This window comes from Paenibacillus assamensis DSM 18201, from assembly GCF_000422445.1.
GTDB lineage: Bacteria > Bacillota > Bacilli > Paenibacillales > Paenibacillaceae > Paenibacillus_B > Paenibacillus_B assamensis.
The window spans coordinates 40,077-62,621 of record NZ_AULU01000012.1; the positions used below are offsets into that span (position 1 = coordinate 40,077).

The 22,545-nt window shown below is 43.5% G+C and carries 18 protein-coding genes, 1 tRNA gene and 1 riboswitch; of the genes, 16 read left to right on the plus strand and 3 right to left on the minus strand.

Features of this window, described 5'->3' with window-relative positions; genetic code table 11:
• Positions 1-32 precede the first annotated feature (32 nt).
• The 6 genes from H580_RS23770 (at position 33) to H580_RS0108510 (ending at position 8,835) form a co-directional block, all read left to right on the plus strand.
• Positions 33-3,272 carry a type 2 lanthipeptide synthetase LanM family protein gene (locus H580_RS23770; protein WP_051217345.1) on the plus strand — a complete coding sequence of 1,080 codons (3,240 nt, stop codon included), beginning with the start codon at positions 33-35 and terminating at the stop codon, positions 3,270-3,272.
• Entirely contained in the window at positions 3,269-5,488 is a 2,220-nt protein-coding gene (locus tag H580_RS0108490) for a peptidase domain-containing ABC transporter (protein ID WP_051217346.1), read from the plus strand. Before H580_RS23770 ends, H580_RS0108490 begins: the two co-directional genes overlap by 4 nt.
• 3 nt (positions 5,489-5,491) lie before the next feature.
• Positions 5,492-6,025 (plus strand): TlpA family protein disulfide reductase, encoded by a 534-nt coding sequence (locus H580_RS0108495; protein WP_028594394.1) that lies wholly within the window; start codon positions 5,492-5,494, stop codon positions 6,023-6,025.
• A complete protein-coding gene (locus tag H580_RS26985; RefSeq protein ID WP_084509084.1) occupies positions 5,997-6,446 on the plus strand; it encodes a vitamin K epoxide reductase family protein in 450 nt (149 codons plus the stop codon). The genes H580_RS0108495 and H580_RS26985 overlap by 29 nt, the downstream gene beginning before the upstream one ends.
• Positions 6,447-6,600: 154 nt before the next feature.
• A riboswitch (cyclic di-AMP (ydaO/yuaA leader) is annotated at positions 6,601-6,724 on the plus strand.
• A 3-nt stretch (positions 6,725-6,727) separates the two neighbouring features.
• Complete coding sequence (locus H580_RS0108505) at positions 6,728-7,486, plus strand: CAP domain-containing protein (RefSeq protein WP_028594396.1); 759 nt, start codon at positions 6,728-6,730, stop codon at positions 7,484-7,486.
• 263 nt (positions 7,487-7,749) lie between these two features.
• Positions 7,750-8,835, plus strand: coding sequence for a hypothetical protein (locus tag H580_RS0108510; protein ID WP_028594397.1), 1,086 nt, complete (start codon positions 7,750-7,752; stop codon positions 8,833-8,835).
• A 56-nt stretch (positions 8,836-8,891) separates the two neighbouring features.
• On the opposite strand, the gene clpP is transcribed toward H580_RS0108510, so the two are convergent.
• Together clpP and H580_RS0108520 are read right to left on the minus strand one after the other, a co-directional pair.
• Positions 8,892-9,491, minus strand: a complete 600-nt coding sequence (gene clpP, locus H580_RS0108515; RefSeq protein WP_028594398.1) for an ATP-dependent Clp endopeptidase proteolytic subunit ClpP — start codon at positions 9,489-9,491, stop codon at positions 8,892-8,894.
• Positions 9,492-9,798: 307 nt separating this feature from the next.
• Positions 9,799-9,873: transfer RNA gene (locus tag H580_RS0108520), tRNA-Arg, on the minus strand.
• 543 nt (positions 9,874-10,416) lie between these two features.
• Here H580_RS0108520 and H580_RS0108525 point away from each other — a divergent pair.
• The 6 genes from H580_RS0108525 to eno all read left to right on the plus strand — a co-directional run bounded on the left by H580_RS0108525 (position 10,417) and on the right by eno (position 18,028).
• Positions 10,417-11,472: a sugar-binding transcriptional regulator gene (locus tag H580_RS0108525; RefSeq protein ID WP_028594399.1), complete on the plus strand. Its 1,056-nt coding sequence runs from the start codon at positions 10,417-10,419 to the stop codon at positions 11,470-11,472.
• Between the two features lie 42 nt (positions 11,473-11,514).
• Positions 11,515-12,519 carry a type I glyceraldehyde-3-phosphate dehydrogenase gene (gap, locus tag H580_RS0108530; RefSeq protein WP_028594400.1) on the plus strand — a complete coding sequence of 335 codons (1,005 nt, stop codon included), beginning with the start codon at positions 11,515-11,517 and terminating at the stop codon, positions 12,517-12,519.
• 524 nt (positions 12,520-13,043) lie between these two features.
• A complete protein-coding gene (locus tag H580_RS0108535) occupies positions 13,044-14,225 on the plus strand; it encodes a phosphoglycerate kinase (protein WP_028594401.1) in 1,182 nt (393 codons plus the stop codon).
• Between the two features lie 117 nt (positions 14,226-14,342).
• The gene (tpiA, locus tag H580_RS0108540; RefSeq protein WP_028594402.1) at positions 14,343-15,095 is read left to right on the plus strand and encodes a triose-phosphate isomerase; all 753 of its coding nucleotides are present in this window, start codon (positions 14,343-14,345) and stop codon (positions 15,093-15,095) included.
• Between the two features lies 1 nt (position 15,096).
• Positions 15,097-16,635 (plus strand): 2,3-bisphosphoglycerate-independent phosphoglycerate mutase, encoded by a 1,539-nt coding sequence (gpmI, locus tag H580_RS0108545; protein ID WP_028594403.1) that lies wholly within the window; start codon positions 15,097-15,099, stop codon positions 16,633-16,635.
• 106 nt (positions 16,636-16,741) lie between these two features.
• The gene (eno, locus tag H580_RS0108550; protein ID WP_028594404.1) at positions 16,742-18,028 is read left to right on the plus strand and encodes a phosphopyruvate hydratase; all 1,287 of its coding nucleotides are present in this window, start codon (positions 16,742-16,744) and stop codon (positions 18,026-18,028) included.
• 181 nt (positions 18,029-18,209) lie between these two features.
• On the opposite strand, the gene H580_RS0108555 is transcribed toward eno, so the two are convergent.
• Positions 18,210-18,905 carry a class I SAM-dependent methyltransferase gene (locus tag H580_RS0108555; protein ID WP_028594405.1) on the minus strand — a complete coding sequence of 232 codons (696 nt, stop codon included), beginning with the start codon at positions 18,903-18,905 and terminating at the stop codon, positions 18,210-18,212.
• Positions 18,906-19,209: 304 nt separating this feature from the next.
• Between H580_RS0108555 and H580_RS0108560 the strand changes: the two genes are divergently transcribed.
• From H580_RS0108560 to secG, 4 genes are all read left to right on the plus strand, one after another.
• A complete protein-coding gene (locus H580_RS0108560) occupies positions 19,210-19,542 on the plus strand; it encodes a PadR family transcriptional regulator (RefSeq protein ID WP_028594406.1) in 333 nt (110 codons plus the stop codon).
• The gene (locus H580_RS0108565; protein ID WP_084509086.1) at positions 19,539-20,879 is read left to right on the plus strand and encodes a DUF4097 family beta strand repeat-containing protein; all 1,341 of its coding nucleotides are present in this window, start codon (positions 19,539-19,541) and stop codon (positions 20,877-20,879) included. Before H580_RS0108560 ends, H580_RS0108565 begins: the two co-directional genes overlap by 4 nt.
• Before the next feature lie 169 nt (positions 20,880-21,048).
• Positions 21,049-21,873, plus strand: a complete 825-nt coding sequence (pdxK, locus tag H580_RS0108570; protein WP_028594408.1) for a pyridoxine/pyridoxal/pyridoxamine kinase — start codon at positions 21,049-21,051, stop codon at positions 21,871-21,873.
• A gap of 111 nt (positions 21,874-21,984) precedes the next feature.
• Positions 21,985-22,221, plus strand: coding sequence for a preprotein translocase subunit SecG (gene secG, locus H580_RS0108575; RefSeq protein WP_028594409.1), 237 nt, complete (start codon positions 21,985-21,987; stop codon positions 22,219-22,221).
• The last annotated feature ends 324 nt before the right edge of the window (positions 22,222-22,545 follow it).

The following is a 22,545-nucleotide window of genomic DNA, read 5'->3' on the forward strand; positions in this document are numbered from 1 at the left end:
TATTATGCCAAACATGGAAGGGAGTCTATAAAATGGTCAAGACTTCTCTATTAAATAAAAAAAGTTGGTTGCAAGCAGCTTATTTGAATGAACGAAGAGGAGCTGCAAATGCAAATTTAGAAAATGATATCGGTCGTCTAAAAGCAGAGAAATGGAGTCAGCGTACAGGTTTGGATCAGCTTGGTTTGTTAACTCGCCGGTTACAGTATGATCATCTTACTGAAGCGGAGTTTATATCTATTCTTGGACAAGATGTACCTGAGTCTTGCGTGGAAGATGCTGACTGGTTCAAGATTGTGACAGCAATCTTCGATGAACCAATCGATGTTGAACTGTTGGATAATGATATCCCCTTCGAACTACGCAATAAAGCCCCATTCTTTTCGTTCGTTATTCCTTTTCTCAAGTGGAGCAAGCATGAGGTTAATAAACAATTAAAAGAGTTACGTTTGAAAGCGGCTCCCAACCTATATTTATCCGAACAACTTGTATGCAGCCTATTGAAGCCAATTTACGAGTCGCTGTTAACGTTAGCTTGTCCTACGTTAATTTTAGAGCTGAATGCAGCAAGATTAGCAAATGAACTGCAAGGAGAAACGCGTGAGGCTAGATTTGAACATTTTATTGCAACGAGATTGACTCGTCCAGAAGATATTGTGGTTCTCTTGGAGAAGTATCCGGTACTAGGTCGTATGATGTGTACATCCATGAAGTATGTGATTGCTGCAAGGATGGAAGCAATTGAGCATTTACTACTTGATCACGAGCAAATTCAAACCGTATTCGGATCAGGATGGTCGGAGTGTGTGGAGGTTGATAGTGGGGGGGATTTGCATAATGGTGGGCGTAGTGTATTGATTTTTACGTTTCAGTCAGGTAAGAAGCTCGTCTATAAACCACGCTCACTCTCTGTCGATGTTCATTTCCAAAACCTACTATCATGGATCAATGAGAAAGGAATTGAGCCCTCGTATCCTATCCTAAAAATACTGCCTCGCGAACGTTATGGCTGGGAAGCTTTCATTTCAAATGCCCCTTGTACAGGTATTGAACAGGTGCAGCGTTTTTATTTGCGCCAAGGCGGCTACCTAGCCTTATTATACTTTTTAGACGCAACGGATTTCCATTCTGAAAATATTATTGCTGCTGGAGAATATCCTTATCTTATCGACTTAGAATCATTATTTCAAAATCGAATGGTATCAGAAGATGCTACCTTTGCTATGCAAATAGCATCGAACAAGCTGATGGAATCTGTGCTTCGTACCGGATTGCTGCCTGTGTCATTGTTTAAGTCGGGAGCTTTTCAAGGTGTTGAGATTAGCGGTCTTGGTGGTTATGCCGGACAAGCCGTGCCGAAAATTACATATGGGTTTGCCGACGTAGGAACGGATGAAATGAGAATGGTGCGCAAGCAGCTATTTTTACAAGGAAGCCATAATCGACCTGTCTTTCAGGATCAGTTGATACAGGCGCAAGATTACACGGAAGATATTATGGAAGGGTTTGTTACCGTATACAAATTGCTATTAGAGCATCGTGAAGAACTACTGGCGGAGGATGGACCGATATGGGCCTTTTCTAACGATCCCATTCGTGCGATCATTCGCGATACGCAATCGTATGCCTCTATGCTTGAAGCAGGTCTGCATCCAAATTATTTAAGAGATGGGCTAGATCGCAATCAGTTATTTGATTTCATGTGGCGCATGGTAGAGCAAATGCCCGAAATCGTGGACATCGTCCATTCTGAATGCCTCAGCATGCTGGATGGGGATGTACCGATGTTTCATACAAAGGTTGGGTCGGCTAGCTTATGGGATCAGTGGGGTAAAGAAACGCCATCGTATTATAAGCGGGATAGTATGTCCAAAGTTATAGAACGGTTACTGAAGCTTAGTCACGAAGATTGTCAGCAGCAGCTCACGTATATTCGGACTTCTATGAGTACGATGATTAAGAAATGGGATGCAAAGCTTTCTCCTCGCGATTCTTCTTTCCGAGATAGGAATGTTACCGCAGCTCGCGAGCAATATGTAGCCGCGGCCATTCAGATCGGAGATCAACTTGAAAGAAGTGCAATCTGGAATGATGCGCGGACAGAAGTGACTTGGATCGGACTTGGTGCCAATGAGCATGACCAGTGGCTGTTTACGCCGCTTGATGCCAGCTTGTATGACGGTGTAATGGGAGTAGCCCTTTTTTATGCCTACTTAGCCGATGTGACGGGTATCGACAAATATAAGTCGATTGCATCAGCCTGTTTAAATACGGGATATCGATTTATACATGCGGAAGGTGCTGTCAAAACGGTTTCTGCATTTTATGGCTATGCATCCTTTATTTACGTACTGTTGCATCTTGGTCATTTGTGGGACAAGCCTGAGCTAATTCAGCAAGCTGAGCAACTGGTTGAGCGTATGGAACCTTTGATCGAAAAAGATGTCATGTATGATTTGCTTAGTGGTAATGCAGGAGCTATTGTTGTATGCCTGCGCTTATATAGTATGACAGGTTCTGAAAAGGCGCTTCGTGCAGCGGTTCGTTGCGGTGAACACTTGCTTTCTGAAGTGAAGGAGCTTGAAGTCGGATGTGGCTGGTCATTTGATATCAAAGCAGGACATGAGCCTATCGCGGGCTTATCGCATGGTTCAGCAGGAATAGCTTGGGCGTTGGCGGAGCTCTCTGAAGCCACTGGAGATAAGCGCTATGTAGAAACGGCTGCGCGCACCATTGAATTTGAAAGAACACTATTTGATGCGAGTATTGGAAATTGGTCGGACACCCGATTTGTTGAGAAGCGCCAAGAATTAGGACTAGGTACCCCTGTCCAATGGTGCCACGGAGCAGCTGGGATTGCATTAGGACGTCTTATGTACTATCGCAAATATCCGGATGGAAAAATACGTGAAGAAATTGATATTGCCGTTCAGACCACTGTTCGCGAAGGTTTTGGTGGTAGTCACTGTCTGTGTCACGGGGATCTTGGGAATTTGGAAGTGCTCTTGTTGGCAGCAGAACAATTTGAAGATGATGAGATGAAAGAGATTGCTATGAAATATGCTGCGAATACGTTGTCAGAGGCAGAAAGCAACGGCTGGTTCTGCGGCATTCCTCAAGAAGAAGAAACGCCTAGCTTTATGCTTGGCTTAACAGGAATTGGCTATGGCTTGCTCCGGATGGCAAGTATAAATGACAACCCAATTCCATCAGTAGTTGTTCTTGAAGGGCCGAGTTACAGTGATAAAGAGGAGAAGGGGCTTCAACTATGAGTAAGCTGACCTCTTGGCTGCTAATGAGAAGAGGTAGCTCTGCTCGTTGGAGAGTTCCTTTTATAGAACAAATGGAGCAGAGTGAGTGCGGGATATGCTGCTTGGCTATGATCTTGTCTTACTATCAATGTAATGTGCCAATGTCAGATTTAAGGCAAATGTGCAGCAACGGTAGAGACGGGACCAATCTTCTCGTTCTGCGCAATGTAGCTAGATCGCTTGGTATGGATAGTCAAGGTTCTCGTATATCATTGCAAGAGATAAGGCAGAACAAGATACCGCTGCCTATTATACTGCATTGGGGACATAACCATTTTGTAGTATTAGAAAAAATAACAGACCATAAGGCAATTATATTGGATCCAGCGGTGGGAAGAAGGAGTGTTGAGCTAACAGAAGCTGTGGAAAAGTATGCAGGGGTTGCTCTTAGCATGACCCCTACCTCAGCTGTCGTGAAGGTCAAAAAACAAACGATATGGCTGAAGTTCGTCAAAATTATGTCGAAGCAGCGCTGGCTTGTGTCAACGATCCTAGTGTGGTCATTATGGATTCAGTTTCTTGCGCTTGCCACTCCGATGCTAACACAATATATCGTTGACCAAGTGCTGCTGCCCCGGTCGTTTGATACGCTTCATGTCATAGCTGTGGCTATGCTTATACTGGTAGTTTGCCATTCTTTATTTATGTTTCTTCGAAGCAGGTATTTGGTAAAGCTGCAGGTTGCATTTGACTGGCAGTTAATGAGCACGTTTTTCGGGCATTTGCTGCGCCTGCCGTACTCCTTTTTCCAAGTGAGAACAAGCGGTGATTTATTATTAAGGGCAAATAGCAATTTGGTCATTCGAGAAGTTCTTTCGAATCGAATGGTAACAGCTGTGCTGGATGGTGGATTCGTACTTGTATTTCTTGTGTACATGTATAAGCAGTCCCCCATGATGACAGGCTGGGTTCTCTTAATTGGACTAGCGCAGGTTACGGTCCTTCTGGTCGCTAATTCGATGATGAAGCGTTATTCTCAGGAGGAACTGCTGAAGCAGACGGCAGCGAGCAGCTATTTAACAGAAGTCATTCATGGTATTTCGGTCGTGAAGGCAGAAGGTGCAGAGAAAATAAGTTATCAGCGCTGGACAAATATGTTTCAAGAGCAGTTGGCGGCGAACAGAAAAAGAGGCTATTTGTCAGGGAATGTAGACACATTGGTCAGTTTTTTATCTTATGCTGCGCCGCTGCTAATTTTGTTGTTAGGCATTCAGCAGGTATCTTCCAATGTGATGACATTAGGATCGATGTTTGCTTTTTTTACATTAGCGATTGCTTTCCTGACTCCCCTTAGTTCTCTCGTTATGACGCTGAATCAAATGGTCATCATGGGTGTGTATCTCAATCGTATTATGGATATTATCGAGTCAATCCCTGAACAGGATGAAGATAAGGTTAAAGCACCAGATAAGCTGAAGGGCAATATAGAGCTGCAAAATGTAAGTTTTCGTTATAGTCCTTATCAGAACAATGTCGTTGAACATATTTCTTTACAAGTCAGTACCGGTCAAAAAATCGCCATCGTGGGTGCCTCAGGATCAGGGAAAACAACCCTTGCTTCGTTATTGCTCGGGTTATATATGCCTACAGAAGGAGCGGTGTTATATGACGGAGCAGATCTGGATGCCATCGACAAACGTTTAGTCAGAAACCAGATGGGGATCGTAACACAAAATACGTTCCTATTTAATCGCTCTATTCGTGACAATATTTCTATTCATAATCCAGAAACCTCGATGGAACAAATTGTGGAGGCAGCTAAAAAGGCTGAAATTCACGATGCGATTATGGAAATGCCTATGAAATATGAGACGGTCATATCTGAGAATGGCTCCAATCTTTCTGGTGGCCAAAGGCAGCGAATCGTATTGGCCAGAGCGCTTGTCCATGAACCTGTCGTTCTGTTATTGGATGAGGCGACAAGTGCATTAGATACGATAACGGAGACACGGGTAGATAGGAATCTGTCAGAGCTGTCTTGTACTAGAATCGTCATTGCTCATCGCTTAAGCACGATACTGAATGCAGATGTTATCGTAGTGCTGCATGAGGGGAGAGTAGTCGAGCAGGGTACTCATGAGGAGCTGATGATGAACGACAATTACTATGCTCGTTTTTATGAAGCAAAGTCATTGGAAGAACGTATGTGGGAATCAACTCGAATGATTGAGGTGTAGCTTATGAAAATGATCAGGAAAGTTGTTGTTTTATGTTTGTTAGCGATTATCCCCATTGTCGGGATTTACGTTATTAATAATCCGATGATGATTATGGAAGCGTTTGCTGATTTGGGTGGATTCCAAAAAGGAGATGCATTCCCTGTAGTGAAGGGGGAGGATGTTCATAACAAAGAGTTCAGCCTTGAAGATTATAAAGGAAAGCCCTTCATTATTATGATGGCAAAAATAGATTGTGAAATTTGCAAGCAATCTTACCCTTATTTAGCCGATTGGGAAAAAAACAATTCTGATATCCCTTTTGTTATGGTAGGACAAGGTGGGAGAGAGCAGTATAAGGCCGTTTGGCAGGAACAACAATTTCAATTTCCTATCCTAGATGCAGATAACCAGATACAAGAATCATTAAAAATGAAAATCTTCCCTGTCTTCTATGCTGTTGATGCTAATGGGGAAATCAAGAAGCGGATGAACGGATATGATGAAGGCGATCTAAAAGCTATGGTAAATGAGGTGCGGCAACTTGCGTACAATTAAACGTCTTTGGCTGCTGCAGGTTCTGTCTTTAGCGGGAGTGGCTATCTCTTTGTATATATACGTATTTTCACTCTCGAATAATTTCTTCTGTCCCGTAGGGGATTGTGCCACAGTGACAAGTAGTCCATTTTCCTATATTGGATCTGTTCCAGTATCCCTGTTTGGTTTTATGTACTACATGCTGCTGCTCTTTATCTTTCAAATCCTTCGGTGGAGGAGCAATCCATTGCTATTAAAAGCGGTGGGAGCGTTCTGTGTAATTGGCTTGCTGTATTCTATATTCCTTATGTTTGTTCAAGTTGTTTATATTCAGGCTGTATGCTTCTGGTGTGTATGCTCATTCATATTCATCACGCTGATCAATATGATATATGGTAGAGGAGTGTTTGACTTCAAAAGATTTACAAAAAGTTTTAATTGAATAGTTATCGGGTAATGAGTAGCGGGTGATATTTCACAGTAACAGTGGAGTGTCGCCTGTTTTTTTATATATAAATAATTTGTAATCTTTTTCAAACTATTACAATAACTTTTAAATGATCTCTGGTTACAATTATGTTACTATTTTTGTTGTAAGTAAAAACAAGCCGAAGCCCATAGGCGCGGGGGAACCACCAATGGGGTGAACCGCATAAGCGATAGGGGAGTCTCTTTCCCCGAACCCGACAGCTAACCTCGTAGGCTACAAAGGGAGAGAATATTTTGAAGAAACCATTTAAGCATGTCCATAAACTAGTGGTAGTAGGAGCTTTGGCGCTTACTCCAGTATTGTCTGTAGGTACAGCAGCAGCTGCACCAGAGTGCCCAGCACCAACTGTTAATACGAATGTAAAGGGTCAGACTATCGTTGTTAACGGTAACTCTACAACTGACTTGAACGAGCTGCTTTCTAAGTGGTTCCCGAACTGGAATATTGTTGTGAACAAGCCTGAAGCTAAGCCTGAAGCTAATAAGCCAAAACCACAACCGCAACCAGAGAAACCGAAACCACAGCCAGAAAAACCAAGCAAGCCAGAAACAAAACCGCAACAACCAACTAAGCCAACGACACCAACGAAGCCGGAAAACAACAATGGCAACCAAGGTACACAAGCAAGCACTAACGTACAGCAAGTTATTGAATTGGTAAACAAAGAACGTGCAAAAGCGGGCTTGCCTGTATTAAAATATGACGAGAAGTTGTCTCAAGTTGCTCACTTGAAAGCAAAAGACATGATCGATAACAACTACTTCGATCACAATTCTCCAACTTACGGTTCTCCGTTCGATATGATGCGTTCCCAAGGTGTTTCTTACAACACAGCTGGTGAGAACATTGCTAAAGGTCAACGCTCTGCAGAAGAAGTTATGAAAGACTGGATGAACAGCCCAGGTCACCGTCAAAACATTTTGAAAGACGGTTACACAAAGATCGGTGTAGGCTACTACAACGGTGCATGGGTACAAATGTTTATCGGCTAATTCAGTATTAGCGATGAAATAGGGTTAATTCTAAATGTACAAAGCGACTTGTTGCCAGTTAGGTAGCAGGTCGCTTTTCTTATTTATAAGTGTGCTAAGGCTTGCCGATAAGGTGCAGAAAACTACAACAAACAGTAGGGAAAGATCTGCTCGGCTATCTTGTGGTAACATTTTACTATTATACACGTCTATATTTATGCATTAGGTGAACAAGATTAACTTGGTTTTGGTGTAGTGCATATACAGAGGAGGTGAGTTGTTTTATGGGGATGAACAAATACATACTTTCTTGTATTTTTATAACTCTATGTATGCTCGTAGGATGTGTTGAAAATGGAGGTGACGGAGCTGGTATTCCTGTAGATGACCAAAATACAGAGACGGTTGCTAATAAAAAAGAGTTTCCCACTTATAGGAATACAAAAAGCGAGACTCCTTTAAGCAAACTTATCCAGACCCAAAATAACAATGTTGCACAACAAGATATTTTTAAGGATAAGATCGTATGGTCCGGTGGCAATAATAATGTAATGAAAAAAGATGATATGCACTTAATTGACGGGATTTACTTATATGATCTCCATACAAAGAAACACAAAAAAATTGCGTCTACGAAAGTAAATGGGCAAACAGATGAGACACAAATGAATGGAGAGTGGATCTGTTGGACAGATTGGCTTAATCCAAAAGGGACGGATTGGACGATCTATGGATATTCGATGAGGGATGGAAAGGTGCATGAACTTGATAAGGCTGAAAAGCATAGCACACTCGAAATTACTCAATTACCGAGATTGGCACTATCGAATTCCAATATTCTCGTATGGATACGTGAAGAATTGAATGAGCAAGGTGATATGACAAGAAACCTTATTTCTTATGATTTAACAAAGAAACAGAGTAAAGTGATTAGTCGAATTGAAAGCCCTTTGGCTCTACCGTCCATCTCTGATAAATATATTGTATGGAGCGGTAGTGAAAATATATTTGTTTATTCGATTGTGGAAGATAAAATAATAAGCAAAATCAACTTAATTGAACATGCATTTCCAAGAGTAAATAATGAATATGTAGTATGGAATGAAGATGACAATCTAATGATTCAACATATACAGTCAGAGGAAAAGTATGAAATTGTAGATGAAGAGCCATTCTTTTATGGAATTGGTCAGGATATTGTTGTTTATCAAATAGATGAATCGATTTTTGCTTATCATATACAAAATAGACATACAAGAAAGCTTAGTGAGAAGAAAGCCACTCTTCCACATATAAGGAATAACGATGTGGTATGGCAGGAGATTAACGGTAAGGTTACTAATCTGAGAGTAGTGAGTATACACGAATAATAAAAAATACCCCCTATACTCCGAAAAGTATAAGGGGGTTAGTGCTTAGATGGGTCTTATTTCGTTGGAGCAACTGGCGGCTTGTCGAGAACTTTATCAACGAGGCCATATTCCAACGCTTCCGCTGCGCTCATGAAGTAGTCGCGATCTGTGTCACGCTCAACACGCTCTAGCGGCTGGCCAGTGCGTTCAGCCAAAATATGATTCAGCTTATCGCGCATCTTCAAGATACGACGTGCACGAATCTCGATGTCGCTTGCTTGACCTTCTGCACCACCCAATGGCTGGTGAATCATCACTTCACTGTTAGGAAGTGCGAAGCGTTTGCCCTTCTCGCCAGCAGCGAGTAGGAACGCTCCCATCGAAGCAGCCATACCAACACAAATCGTCGAAACATTCGGCTTGATGTGCTGGATCGTATCAAATATCGCCATACCGGCTGTAATCGAGCCACCAGGGCTGTTAATGTATAAGTGAATGTCTTTCTCTGGGTCATCTGCTTCCAAGAACAGCAACTGAGCGATAATCGCGTTCGCTACGACGTCGTTAACACCTGATCCCAAGAAAATAATACGGTCTTTCAACAAGCGGGAATAAATATCGTAGGCACGTTCTCCTCGATTTGTTTGCTCCACAACCATAGGAATATAACTCACGTCTAACCCCTCCTCACAATGCATGTGCCGATGGCGGCAATATGCTCATTGAATCATTATTAACGAATTGAAGCGTTCATATAAGCGGATGAGCAACAACAATTATGTACCCGTAAACGCCTCTTCACTAACTATACTCAAATTCAAATTAAAAGTCAAAGATGGTCAAACTTTTTATATGAAAAAAACATCCTGATTCCACAGCTGTCGTACAGCGTAAACCAAGATGTTTATTTCTCTTCTCATATAAGATAGCTCTAATTATGCGTATGCGTACTTCATATCAGGGCTTCAAGTGTTCAAGAAATGGCGCGCCCGCAAGGAATCGAACCTTGATCTCAGGCTCCGGAGGCCTACGTCATATCCATTGGACCACGGGCGCTCGCCCTAAAAAATGATGCAAGGAATATTATAAAACAAGATAGTTGATTGCGCAACTGCTTTCATTTGAAGTTAATAGGGGAAAGGCGTCAAGTAGGAGCTGAGCTTTGAGAGGTTCCATGTAAGCAAGCTTTGCTGCTTTTCTACAAAATGGGCTGACACCCGCAGTATAAGCATGCGCACGATGGAGCTCAGTGAGTTCATGAGAGTCTTTCTCAGCATAGATACCTGTAATTGGATTGGTACAAAAACATTTGTTTCGTTTACTAATGTAGATACATGAATGGAACAATCCAATTTGAAATGTATTACTTAAGGAAGAAACAACGCTTCGATGTTCTCGAACAAGCCCAAAGCACGCTATATGTATAAGATCTTGTCCAATTGCCCATTATAGATGCGGGATACTTGCAAGTTGCCGTAATCTTCGGTAAAATGATGGTGGGACGAAAAACGCGCACGCGGGACGAATGAAGTCCCGGAAGTGGTGGGACTAGTCTTTTCAACCATCCAACATAGTTCCGAAGAGTACGGAGTGAAAGAAATGCGTGAATGGCTAGAAATAAACAGACAACTTCTGCCTGATCTGATGGAACTATTGAAAAAGCGCTACGCGATCCTGCATGAGATTATGATGTCTGATGTCATTGGTCGTCGAACGTTAGCTTCATCTTTGCAAATGACTGAGCGCGTGCTGAGAGCGGAAACCGATCTTCTAAAGGCACAAGGCCTGATCGAGACGGAAACAGCTGGTATGCGAATCAGCGAGCAAGGACGCAAGCTCCTTAGACAGATGGAACCATTAATGCGAGAAATTCTCGGTATGAGGCATTTAGAAGAAGCAATTCAGCAGAAGTTCGGTCTTAGACAAGTTATCGTCATTCCCGGAGACTCCGAACAATCACCTGTAGTGAAGCAGGAATTAGGGCGGGCTGCCTGTGATGTGTTGAATCGAGAGATGAGACATGACGATGTCATTGCAGTAACTGGTGGATCAACGCTCGCAGCAGTGGCTGAGCAAATGCCAGGTTCGACATCTCATAAAGGTAATTGGTTCGTACCAGCCCGAGGTGGCTTAGGCGAGAGTCTGGAATACCAAGCAAATACGATTGCTTCCAAGATGGCGAAGCAGTTCGGAGCACAATATCGATTGCTGCATGTCCCGGACTTGCTAAGCGAAGAAGCATATCAATCGCTTAGATATGAACCTAACATTCGAGATATTTTAGGACTTATTCGACAAGCGCGAATCATTCTTCATGGCATAGGCGATGCCTTAGTCATGGCAAGAAGAAGACGTATGGATGCTGCAGTTATTGAGCAGATTCAGCAAGGCGGCGCATTAGCGGAAGCGTTCGGTTATTATTTCGATCGTGAAGGTAAAGTGGTGCACAAGATGCTGACATTGGGCTTGCGACTTGAGGATATTTCAAGAACAGAGGTCGTCATCGCAGTAGCGGGCGGCAAGAGCAAGGCTGATGCCATTATGGCTGTGCTGGAGTTTGGTCACGAAGATATTTTGATTATCGATGAAGCAGCAGCGGCTGCCATCGTGCAAGCATGTGGTCTCGACGAGCCTAAGAGCCGTCTTGAACAATAGATAATACTTACATCCTTAACAGGGAAATGGGAGGAATCATCAATGGTTAAAGTTGGTATTAACGGTTTTGGTCGTATCGGACGTAACGTATTCCGTGCAGCTCTTAACAACGCAGAGGTTGAAATCGTAGCAATTAACGATTTGACAGACGTTAAAACACTTGCACACCTTTTGAAATATGACACTACACACGGAGTTCTTGACGCTACAGTTGAAGCTAAAGAAGGCGCGCTTGTAGTAAACGGCAAAGAAGTTAAAGTATTTGCAGAGCGTAACCCAGAGAACCTTCCTTGGGGAGCTAATGGCGTTGAAATCGTTGTTGAGTCCACTGGTATCTTCACAGCGAAAGACAAAGCTGAGCTTCACTTGAAAGGCGGCGCTAAAAAAGTTATTATCTCCGCTCCAGCTACTAACGAAGACATCACTATCGTTATGGGTGTTAACGAAGATAAATACGATGCAGCTAGCCACACAATCATCTCTAACGCTTCTTGCACAACAAACTGCTTGGCGCCATTCGCTAAAGTATTGAACGACAAGTTTGGTATCGAAAAAGGTATGATGAACACAATTCATTCCTACACGAATGACCAATCCGTTCTTGACTTGCCGCACAAAGACCTTCGTCGTGCTCGTGCAGCTGCTGAGAACATCATTCCTTCCACAACTGGTGCTGCTAAAGCTGTAAGTTTGGTATTGCCTGAGTTGGCTGGTAAATTGAACGGTATGTCCATGCGTGTTCCTACACCTAACGTTTCTGTAACTGACTTGGTAGTAGAACTTAAGCAAGACGTAACAGTTGAAGAAGTAAACGCAGCTCTTAAAGAAGCAGCAGAAGGTCCTTTGAAAGGTATCTTGAACTACTCCGAAGAGCCATTGGTATCCAGCGACTACAATGGTGACCCAGCTTCCTCCACTATCGATGCATTGACAACGATGGTAATCGGCGGAAACATGGTTAAAGTTGTTTCCTGGTACGACAACGAGTGGGGCTACTCCAACCGCGTTGTAGACTTGGCTGCTTACATCGCTAAAAAAGGTCTTTAATTCCATAAGCCATACAATCAAAGAGGAGTAACCGTTTAGGTCTCCTCTTTGGTTAATTGGAGCGATTAATTTAAGAAACCTATTTGATACAACCAACCATAAACCGAACCGTAATACCAAATGACCAAGGATGGGCTGATGAGGCTATCCACTCATAACCTTATATATAGAATGATTATGAATATCGGTCGTGAAGAGAAATAATCAGATATAGATATACAGATAGATAAAGATATAAAAGTGTAGAGAAACCATAGAACAGAACGACAAGCAAGAAACCATACTGTGTACCACAACAGATAGAACAGAAATAGAGATACAACACTATAGATATAAGCCATGTACATGGCAATAGAGAGCCATATAGAAACCATACAGATAGAGAAAAAATCATAGAACCGTACATGAACCGTACAAATAGAAACAATAGAAGCTAGATATAGATACGTCCATTAAAGGACGAACACATAGAACCGTACAAAGTGCAGCAGCTAAATGTTCCTGTGAATTAGGAGGATAAATAGATGAATAAAAAGAGCGTAAAAGATATCGAAGTGAACGGCAAACGCGTATTCGTACGTGTAGACTTCAACGTACCTTTGGATAACGGCGTAATTACAGACGATACTCGTGTCCAAGAAACGCTTCCAACAATTAAGTTCTTGATCGAAAAAGGCGCGAAAGTTATTCTTGCTAGCCATATGGGTCGTCCTAAAGGTGAAGTCGTTGACTCCATGCGTTTGACTCCAGCAGCAACTCGTTTGAGCGAATTGCTTGGCAAGCCAGTTAAGAAGCTTGATGAGTCTATCGGCGCTAACGTTCAAGCTGAAATTGCTAAAATGGAAAACGGCGACGTTGTTGTATTGGAAAACGTTCGTTTCCACGCTGGCGAAGAGAAAAATGACCCTGCATTGGCACAAGAATTCGCAGCATTGGCTGACGTATTCGTAAACGATGCTTTCGGTGCAGCACACCGTGCACACGCTTCTACAGAAGGTATCGCGAAGCTTCTTCCTGCAGTAGCTGGTCTTCTTATGGAGAAAGAATTGAGCGTTCTTGGTAAAGCTCTTTCTAACCCTGAGCGTCCATTTACAGCTATCGTTGGTGGTTCTAAAGTTAAGGACAAAATCGATGTTATCAACAAGATGCTTGAGATTGCTGACAACGTAATTATCGGTGGCGGCTTGACTTACACATTCTTCAAAGCACAGGGTCACGAGATCGGTAAATCTTTGTTGGATGAGAGCAAATTGCAAGAGTCTCTTGGCTTTATCGAAAAAGCTAAACAACTCGGCAAGAACTTGTATCTGCCAGTAGACGTTGTCGTTACAGATGACTTCAGCGCAGACGCGAACACACAAATCGTTGATGTAACGGGTATGCCTGCTGATTGGGAAGGTATCGACATCGGACCTAAAACGCGTGAAATCTATGCTGACGTTATTAAGAACTCCAAGCTTGTAGTATGGAACGGACCAATGGGCGTATTTGAAATCGAGCCATTCTCCCACGGTACTCGTGCAGTAGCGGATGCTTGTGCAGAGACAAGTGCATACACAATCATCGGCGGCGGCGATTCCGCAGCTGCAGTTGAAAAGTTCAACTTGAAAGACAAAATGGACCACATTTCCACAGGCGGCGGCGCTTCCCTTGAGTTCATGGAAGGCAGAGTATTGCCAGGCGTAGTGGCATTGAACGATAAATAAGACCGTTTAGGGGCAATTAAGCCTTTAAGCCTTGCTAGCTAGACGTTACTTTCTGTAGGCGGTATAGCTTATCCATGTAATTAGTTATGCCGTCCACGGCTAAAGGAGTGTAATTCAATGAGACAACCAATCATCGCAGGAAACTGGAAAATGTTCAAAACAGTATCCGAAGCAACTGACTTCATCGCAGAAGCGAAAGGCAAAGCAGAAGTAGAAGGTGTTGAGAGCGTAATTTGCGCACCTTTCACGAACTTGCCAGCACTTGTTGAAGCAGTTAAAGGTACTTCCATTAAAATTGGTGCACAAAACCTTCACTTCGAAGATTCCGGTGCATTCACAGGCGAGATCAGCGGCGCAATGCTAAAAGATCTTGGTGTACACTACGTAATCATCGGACATTCCGAGCGTCGTGCATACTTCGCTGAAACAGACGAAATCGTGAACAAGAAGACGCATGCAGCATTCCGTCATGGCTTGGCTCCGATCGTATGTGTGGGCGAGTCCCTTGAAGAGCGTGAATCCGGCAAGACTAACGACGTATGCCGCGTGCAAACGGAAGAAGCTTTCAAAGGCTTGTCCGCTGAGCAAGCGAAGCAAGTTGTTATCGCTTATGAGCCAATTTGGGCGATCGGTACTGGCAAATCCTCTACAGCAGCAGATGCAAATGAGACAATCAGCTACATCCGCAGCGTAGTAACTGGCCTTTACAATGAAGAAGTAGCACAAGCAGTACGCATTCAATACGGCGGCAGCGTTAAGCCTGAGAACGTACGTGAATATATGTCTGAGAGCGACATCGATGGCGCATTGGTAGGAGGCGCAAGCTTACAGCCTGCTTCGTACATCGCATTGGTGGAGGGAGCGAAGTAAGATGTCCGCACCTAGACCAGTAGCTCTTATTATTATGGACGGCTTCGGCCTTCGTGGTGCTGCAGAAGGTAACGCTGTAGCACAAGCGAAGAAGCCCAACTACGACCGTTATATGAGCCAATATCCAAACACTACGCTAGTCGCTTGCGGTGAAGCAGTAGGTTTGCCGGAAGGGCAAATGGGTAACTCAGAAGTGGGTCACTTGAATATCGGTGCAGGCCGTATCGTATATCAAGACTTGACTCGTATTACGAAGTCCATTCGTGAAGGTGAATTCTACGATAACGGTACGCTTATCGGAGCAGTGAAGCACGCGAAAACAAACAACAAGGCACTTCATATTTATGGCTTGTTGTCTGATGGCGGTGTTCACAGTCATATTGACCACACGTTCGCAATGCTTGATCTGTGCAAAAAGGAAGGTCTTGAAGAGGTTTACATTCATGCATTCCTTGATGGCCGTGACGTAGCGCCAGACAGCGCTATTGGTTATCTTGAGCAGTTAAAAGCAAAAATCGAAGAAATTGGCGTAGGTAAGATTGCTACGGTACAAGGTCGCTACTATGCGATGGACCGCGATAAGCGCTGGGAGCGTTTGGAGAAGTCCTACCGTGCAATGGTATACGCTGATGGACCTAAATACCATGATCCAATCGAAGCGGTGAAGAAGTCTTACGAACAATCGATTTTCGATGAGTTCGTAATGCCGACTGTCATCGTAGATGAGCAGGAACAACCGGTTGGTTTAGTGAAGAGCGAGGATGCCGTTGTATTCTTGAACTTCCGTCCTGACCGTGCGATTCAGTTGTCACAAGTGTTCACGAACAGTGATTTCCAAGGCTTTGACCGTGGAGAGAATCATCCTACAGGATTGTACTTCGTCTGTTTGACGCTCTTCTCAGAGACTGTCGGTGGATTCGTAGCTTACAAGCCGAAAGAATTGGATAACACGTTTGGTGAAGTGCTTGTACAGCATGGCAAGAAGCAGCTCCGCATCGCGGAAACGGAGAAATACCCACACGTAACCTTCTTCTTCAGTGGTGGTCGAGACGTCGAGTTGCCAGGTGAGAAGCGCGTGTTGATTAACTCTCCAAAAGTTGCGACTTATGACTTGCAACCAGAGATGAGTGCTTATGAAGTGGCGGAAGCTGCTGTAAACGAGATCAACTCTGATGAGTTCGATGCTATCATTTTGAACTTCGCTAACCCTGATATGGTTGGGCATTCCGGAATGCTTGAGCCAACGATCAAGGCAGTTGAAGTAACAGATGAGTGCATGGGCAAAGTTGTTGAAGCAGTACTAGCTAAAGGCGGCGTAGCAATCATTACAGCTGACCACGGCAATGCAGATATGGTATTCGACGAGAATGGCCGTCCTCATACGGCGCATACGACGAACCCAGTTCCGTTCATTCTTACATCTAACGATGTAGAATTGCGTGCAGATGGCATCTTGGCTGATATCGCACCAACGATGCTTGAACTATTGAACTTGCCAAAGCCAGTTGAAATGACAGGCAACACGTTGTTGAAGAAGTAAGCTAAGCAAAAGGGCCCTGATCCTATAGGTATATGCTTTGCTTATATAGATTATGTTACAATATAGATAAATACTATTTCATTGTTAAAAGGAGATGTAATTCATCATGACTATGATTATTGATGCATATGCACGCGAAGTCCTTGACTCCCGTGGTAACCCAACTGTAGAAGTAGAAATCAAATTGGAGAACGGCGGCTTCGGTCGTGCAATCGTACCTTCTGGTGCTTCCACAGGAGCTCATGAAGCAGTTGAGCTTCGTGACGGCGCTAAAGACCGTTACGTTGGTAAAGGCGTTGAGAACGCAGTTAAGAACGTTAACGACATCATCGCTCCAGAAATCATCGGTATGGACGCGCTTGAGCAAGTTGCTATCGACAAGCTTATGATCGAGTTGGACGGAACGCCTAACAAAGGCAAACTCGGCGCTAACGCTATCTTGGCAGTATCCATGGCAGTAGCTCGTGCAGCTGCTGACGCTTTGCAAGTTCCTTTGTACACATACCTTGGCGGATTCAACGCTAAGCAATTGCCAGTACCAATGATGAACATCATCAACGGTGGTGAGCACGCTGACAACAACATCGACGTTCAAGAGTTCATGGTATTGCCAGTTGGCGCTCCTAACTTCAAAGAAGCTCTTCGCATGGGTGCGGAAATCTTCCACAGCTTGAAGTCTGTACTTAAAGGCAAAGGCTTGAACACAGCTGTAGGTGACGAAGGTGGATTCGCTCCTAACCTTGGTTCCAACGAAGAAGCTCTTCAAGTTATCATCGAAGCAATCGAAAAAGCTGGCTACAAGCCAGGTCAAGATATCTTCTTGGGTATGGACGTTGCTTCCACTGAGTTCTACAAAGACGGTAAATACACACTTGCAGGCGAAGGCAAATCCTACACATCTGCTGAGTATGTTGACCTTCTTGCTTCTTGGGTTGAGAAGTACCCAATCATCACAATTGAAGACGGTATGTCCGAAGATGACTGGGATGGTTGGAAGTTGCTTACTGAGAAATTGGGCGACAAAGTTCAACTCGTTGGTGACGACTTGTTCGTTACAAACACAGAGCGTCTAGGCAGAGGTATCGAGCAAGGCATCGGTAACTCCATCTTGATCAAAGTTAACCAAATCGGTACGTTGACTGAAACATTTGACGCAATCGAAATGGCTAAGCGCGCTGGTTACACAGCAGTTATCTCTCACCGTTCTGGTGAGTCCGAAGATAGCACAATTGCTGATATCGCAGTTGCTACTAACGCTGGTCAAATCAAGACAGGTGCTCCGTCCCGTACGGACCGTGTTGCGAAATACAACCAATTGCTTCGCATCGAAGACCAATTGGGTGGCGCAGCTCGCTACGACGGCTTGAAATCTTTCTACAACGTGAAAAAATAAGGTGCTGCCGCGTTAGCGGCTCATCTATAAATAATAAGGGGCTGTCCCATAAGCAGAGTAATCTGCTTATAGGGATAGCCCCTTATTTGTATACAGGCCGCAACTGTTTGCTGTTTATAGCCGAAATCAATCGCATTGAGACAATAAGCACACAGCACACAACAGACTTTACTTTTTGCACCTATTTACGTTCTGTGGATGGATGCTTATTCAAATACTCAATAAGGCGACGCTGCCGACTAGTAGCTCCTGCAACGAGAATGCCTAAGCCATACTGCTTCGCAACATGATAATAAGACAAAGGAAGCTCAGTTTGGTGAAGGAAATCTTCTACGGCTGTCAGCACACCGTTACGAGGTCCGCCTTCACCAATAGCATTGCAGAAGGATGCGTTCATTCCATCTTGCGTAAGTTGGGATTGTTCACGCCTCACACCAAGATTGGCATATTTATGCCGGAATGATTCAGGAATCGTTTCAGGAAAGTAATACATATCTCTACGCGCATAAGGCCACTCCACATCATGAAAAAGTACAACCGGGAACGGATCTATTTTTGTTAGCAATTGAAGCTCATGATAAACGGTGTACCAGTTATGATCACCATCAATAAGCACGACATCACAGTGCTCGATCTTTGGAAGTGCATGCAAACTTATATCTAAAATGGGCTGAAATCGTTCTCCATATTGGTCTTGCACAGCTTGGACATCGAACATGGGGGATGGATCGATAATCGTGAGGCGACGTCGGCTAAATGACATATAGCGCAGCAAATTGTGCGTATTCCATCCTTGAGCACTTCCGATCTCCACGATATGGCGTGGACGGAGAAGACGAAGAATTGGATGTATATATCCTTCCCAGAAATATTTCATGTCACTGCCTCCCCTCTAATAATGACTGGCTTGAGAGTTTTGAGGAACGTGTGAGCAAGTACGGCTAATGTTTGTTCAAGGTTAGACCGTACGTAATATCGTATGTGGAAATGCTAGTTTTGGTGTCAGGCGGTGAAAAGAAGGTGTTGTAGAAGGATTGCTTGGGCAGAGCGACTGCCTGCGTTGGGAATTGTAGAAATAGGGTTGTCATTGTGGAAATGATGTTGTAAAATAATGACAACCGCTATTATTCTATAATTACTACTGAATGATAATGGTATCTGGAATAAGGTTGGAGAAGCGAATGAAAGAAATTGTTCAATTTAAAAAAGGCGTACTTGGTTTGTGTGCAATGATGCTGATACATAAACGGGATCGATATGGATTTGAGCTGGCTCAAACGATATCTGAGCACGTAGATGTGGCAGAAGGGGCTATCTATCCGGTATTACGAAGACTTGTTGCAGATGGCCATTGTTCTACTTACTTACAAGAGTCCACGGAAGGGCCGCCGCGCAAATATTATCGTTTAACACCAGAAGGAAAGATCTATATGGAGCAGTTAGTTCATGAATGGGGACGATTTGTGTCCAATATTAATGGGTTGATCGAATCATACGAGACGGAGGTTGAATGATGAACAAGCAAGAGTATTTGGCGTTGTTACGATTCTATTCTCAACAGTTGGCACCAGAGGTGCAGTCTGATCTTCTATCTGAAGTGGAGGCTCATTTTATATACGGTGAGCAGCAGGGCAAGACGGAGGAGCAAATAGCCGAGGAACTCGGCGATCCGATCGAAATAGCAAAGGAAACAGTAGGTCCTTCCTACAAGGCGCCAGACTTATCTGCCTACCAAGAGAAGTGCCCAACGGATGAATCGTTGAATTATTCTTATTCGCATCCCAATTACGCTGACTATTCTGGTTATTCTGAATCAGAGTATCCAACTCAAAGCTCAGGTCTATTCAAAGCCAAGAAATCGTTATTTACGCTCTTATCAGCGTTTACTCTTATAGTGGTGGGTGGAGGTCTGCTCGTTTCCACTGGTGTTGCATACTTTATAGATGGGCCTGATGAAAAAGTAGCTGCGTCAGCAAGCGTTGAATCGATACTAGAAAATGTTGATAAGCAATTAGAGCATTTAGAAGACTTGGGAGAGTTAGTGAGTAAAGAAGATATAAAAGATATCGTTGAAGCTTCTACTACTTTCGCATGGGATGAGGAATATAGTGAGTTCGAAGGGACTCATTATGAGGGCGTAATCAAAATGGGCAATTCGTCAAAATGGAAGGATCTTATTATTGAAACGGATATCGGTGAAGTTGACATTGAATTCAAGCAAGGTGATCGCAATGAGATTGCTTGGAAAGCTGTTACAGCCCCTAGTGTTGGAGAGCGAATGGAAGCAACGCAACTTAAAAATGATCAAATTATTTTTGAGTTGGATGAATCGGATATGTATGCCAATTATCAGTACTCCTTTGTAGTTACGCTGCGAGACAATTATGAGCTCCGCAAACTACAGTTGGAACAGGAGTTAGGTGAGATCAATGTTAAAGGCGGTAAGTTCGAGAGAGTGGAGATCCAAATGGATAATGGTATATTGCGTGCTAGCGATATTTCCAGTCGCTCTATGAACGTAGAGTTAGAAAATGGCTCTACTGAATTTGAAAGAATTGATTCAATAGTGAACGTAGAGTCTGATAATGGTGAAATAAAAATTTTGGAAACGACAAAGCCTGTAAATATTAAATTGGATCTAGGCAGTGTAAACCTTGAGATGAAGCAGCCCCATAATGTGGATGTGAAAACGAATATGGGTGCGATTGAAATTGAAATTCCACAAGGAGCTAAAGGGAAGTACCTGGCCAAATCAGGCTTGGGTGAAGTGGAAGTGCCTGCCTCATACGATAATGGAACATTCCGTGTAAATGCTAAAACAGATGCAGGGACAATTATTATAAAAGAGTAAGATGGAACACGGGGAATACAGATTATAAACCGAGCATGTGGAATGTATGGACAAACGGCTTTCATTTTGTAATGATACGTGTATGACAAATACACACCTAGCCATGGTGTGCCTAATACAGCTCGCATTATGACTACATGATTGAAAGGACGAACGAAACATGGCAGCAATGAAACCAATTCGTAAAGTACTAACATTAGCAGGTTCTGATACTAGCGGTGGCGCAGGTATTCAAGCTGATTTGAAAACATTCCAAGAGCGCGGTGTATTTGGGATGACCGCTTTAACAACGGTTGTAACGATGGACCCAGACAAAGAGTGGGCGCATGGTGTGTTTCCAATCGCGCTATCGACTGTAGAAGAACAGTTGAAAACGATTCTTTCTATCGGGGTAGATGGTATGAAGACGGGTATGCTTGGTTCTATCGACATTATTGAGCTTGCTGCACGTACTATTGAAAAGCACAATATTCCTAACGTAGTTGTTGACCCCGTTATGATCTGCAAAGGCCAAGATGAGGCTCTGCACCCAGAAACAAATGAGGCTTTGCGTGATATTCTTGTCCCTAAGGCGACCGTTGTTACGCCAAACTTGTTCGAAGCAGCTCAATTAGCAGGTACAGCACCGATCAAATCACTAGATGATATGAAGCATGCGGCTGCGCGTATTCAAGAATTAGGTGCAAAATACGTTGTGGTGAAGGGCGGTTCTAAAATTGGCCTGCCAACTTCAGTAGACGTGGTCTATGATGGCAGCACATTTGAAATCCTTGAAGCAGATCGTATTGAGACGACGTATACGCACGGCGCAGGCTGCACATATTCTGCGGCCATTGCGGCGGAATTAGCTAAAGGCTTCACGGTGCAAGAGAGCATGGCAACAGCGAAGCGTTTCATTACGGAAGCTATTCGTCATTCTTTCGCACTTAATCAGTACGTTGGGCCATTGCGTCACAATGCGCTGCGCTTAACTGAGCATGGAGAAGAGCAGTAAGAAGCAGAGTGCTTGTAACCTTTTGAGGGATATGGTACAATAAAAGTACTGTTTTTATAGGCTTATCTCTTTCGAAGTACGATGTGATAGGCAACCTTAGGAGGTGGAAGCATGGAAGGATTTTTGACTGTATTGCTTGTTATTTTTTCAATCGGATTGATTTGCACGGTACTCTTGCAACAAGGGAAGAGTGCGGGTCTATCGGGCGCCATCTCCGGCGGTGCGGAACATCTATTCGGAAAGACGAAAGCACGCGGAGCTGAGCTGTTCTTACAGCGTTTGACGATGGGATTGGCAGCAGGATTCTTTATTTTGTCGCTTGTCGTTGCTTATTTCATGAAGAACTAATACATGACATATAAGAAGCCTTAATCCGATTCGTTCGGGTTAAGGTTTTTTTGTGTAATCATGTATGGAGTGGGTTGTGAAGGCTTGAACGAATGGATTTGCTCCATGTAAATAATGAGTGATTGAATTATTAAGCATTTAAGATAGAATTGATATAATTCTCCTTGAGGTATGATGCGGTGAGTGAATGGGAACAATCATCACAGTTGCGTGTGCCACTAGGGGTACATTTTGAATGCTGCATGAATGAATCAAGATAAAATATGGCTAGTTAAACGATCCCGTGCATTCGTCTTTTTATAAGGTTTATACCATTCGCCGGGA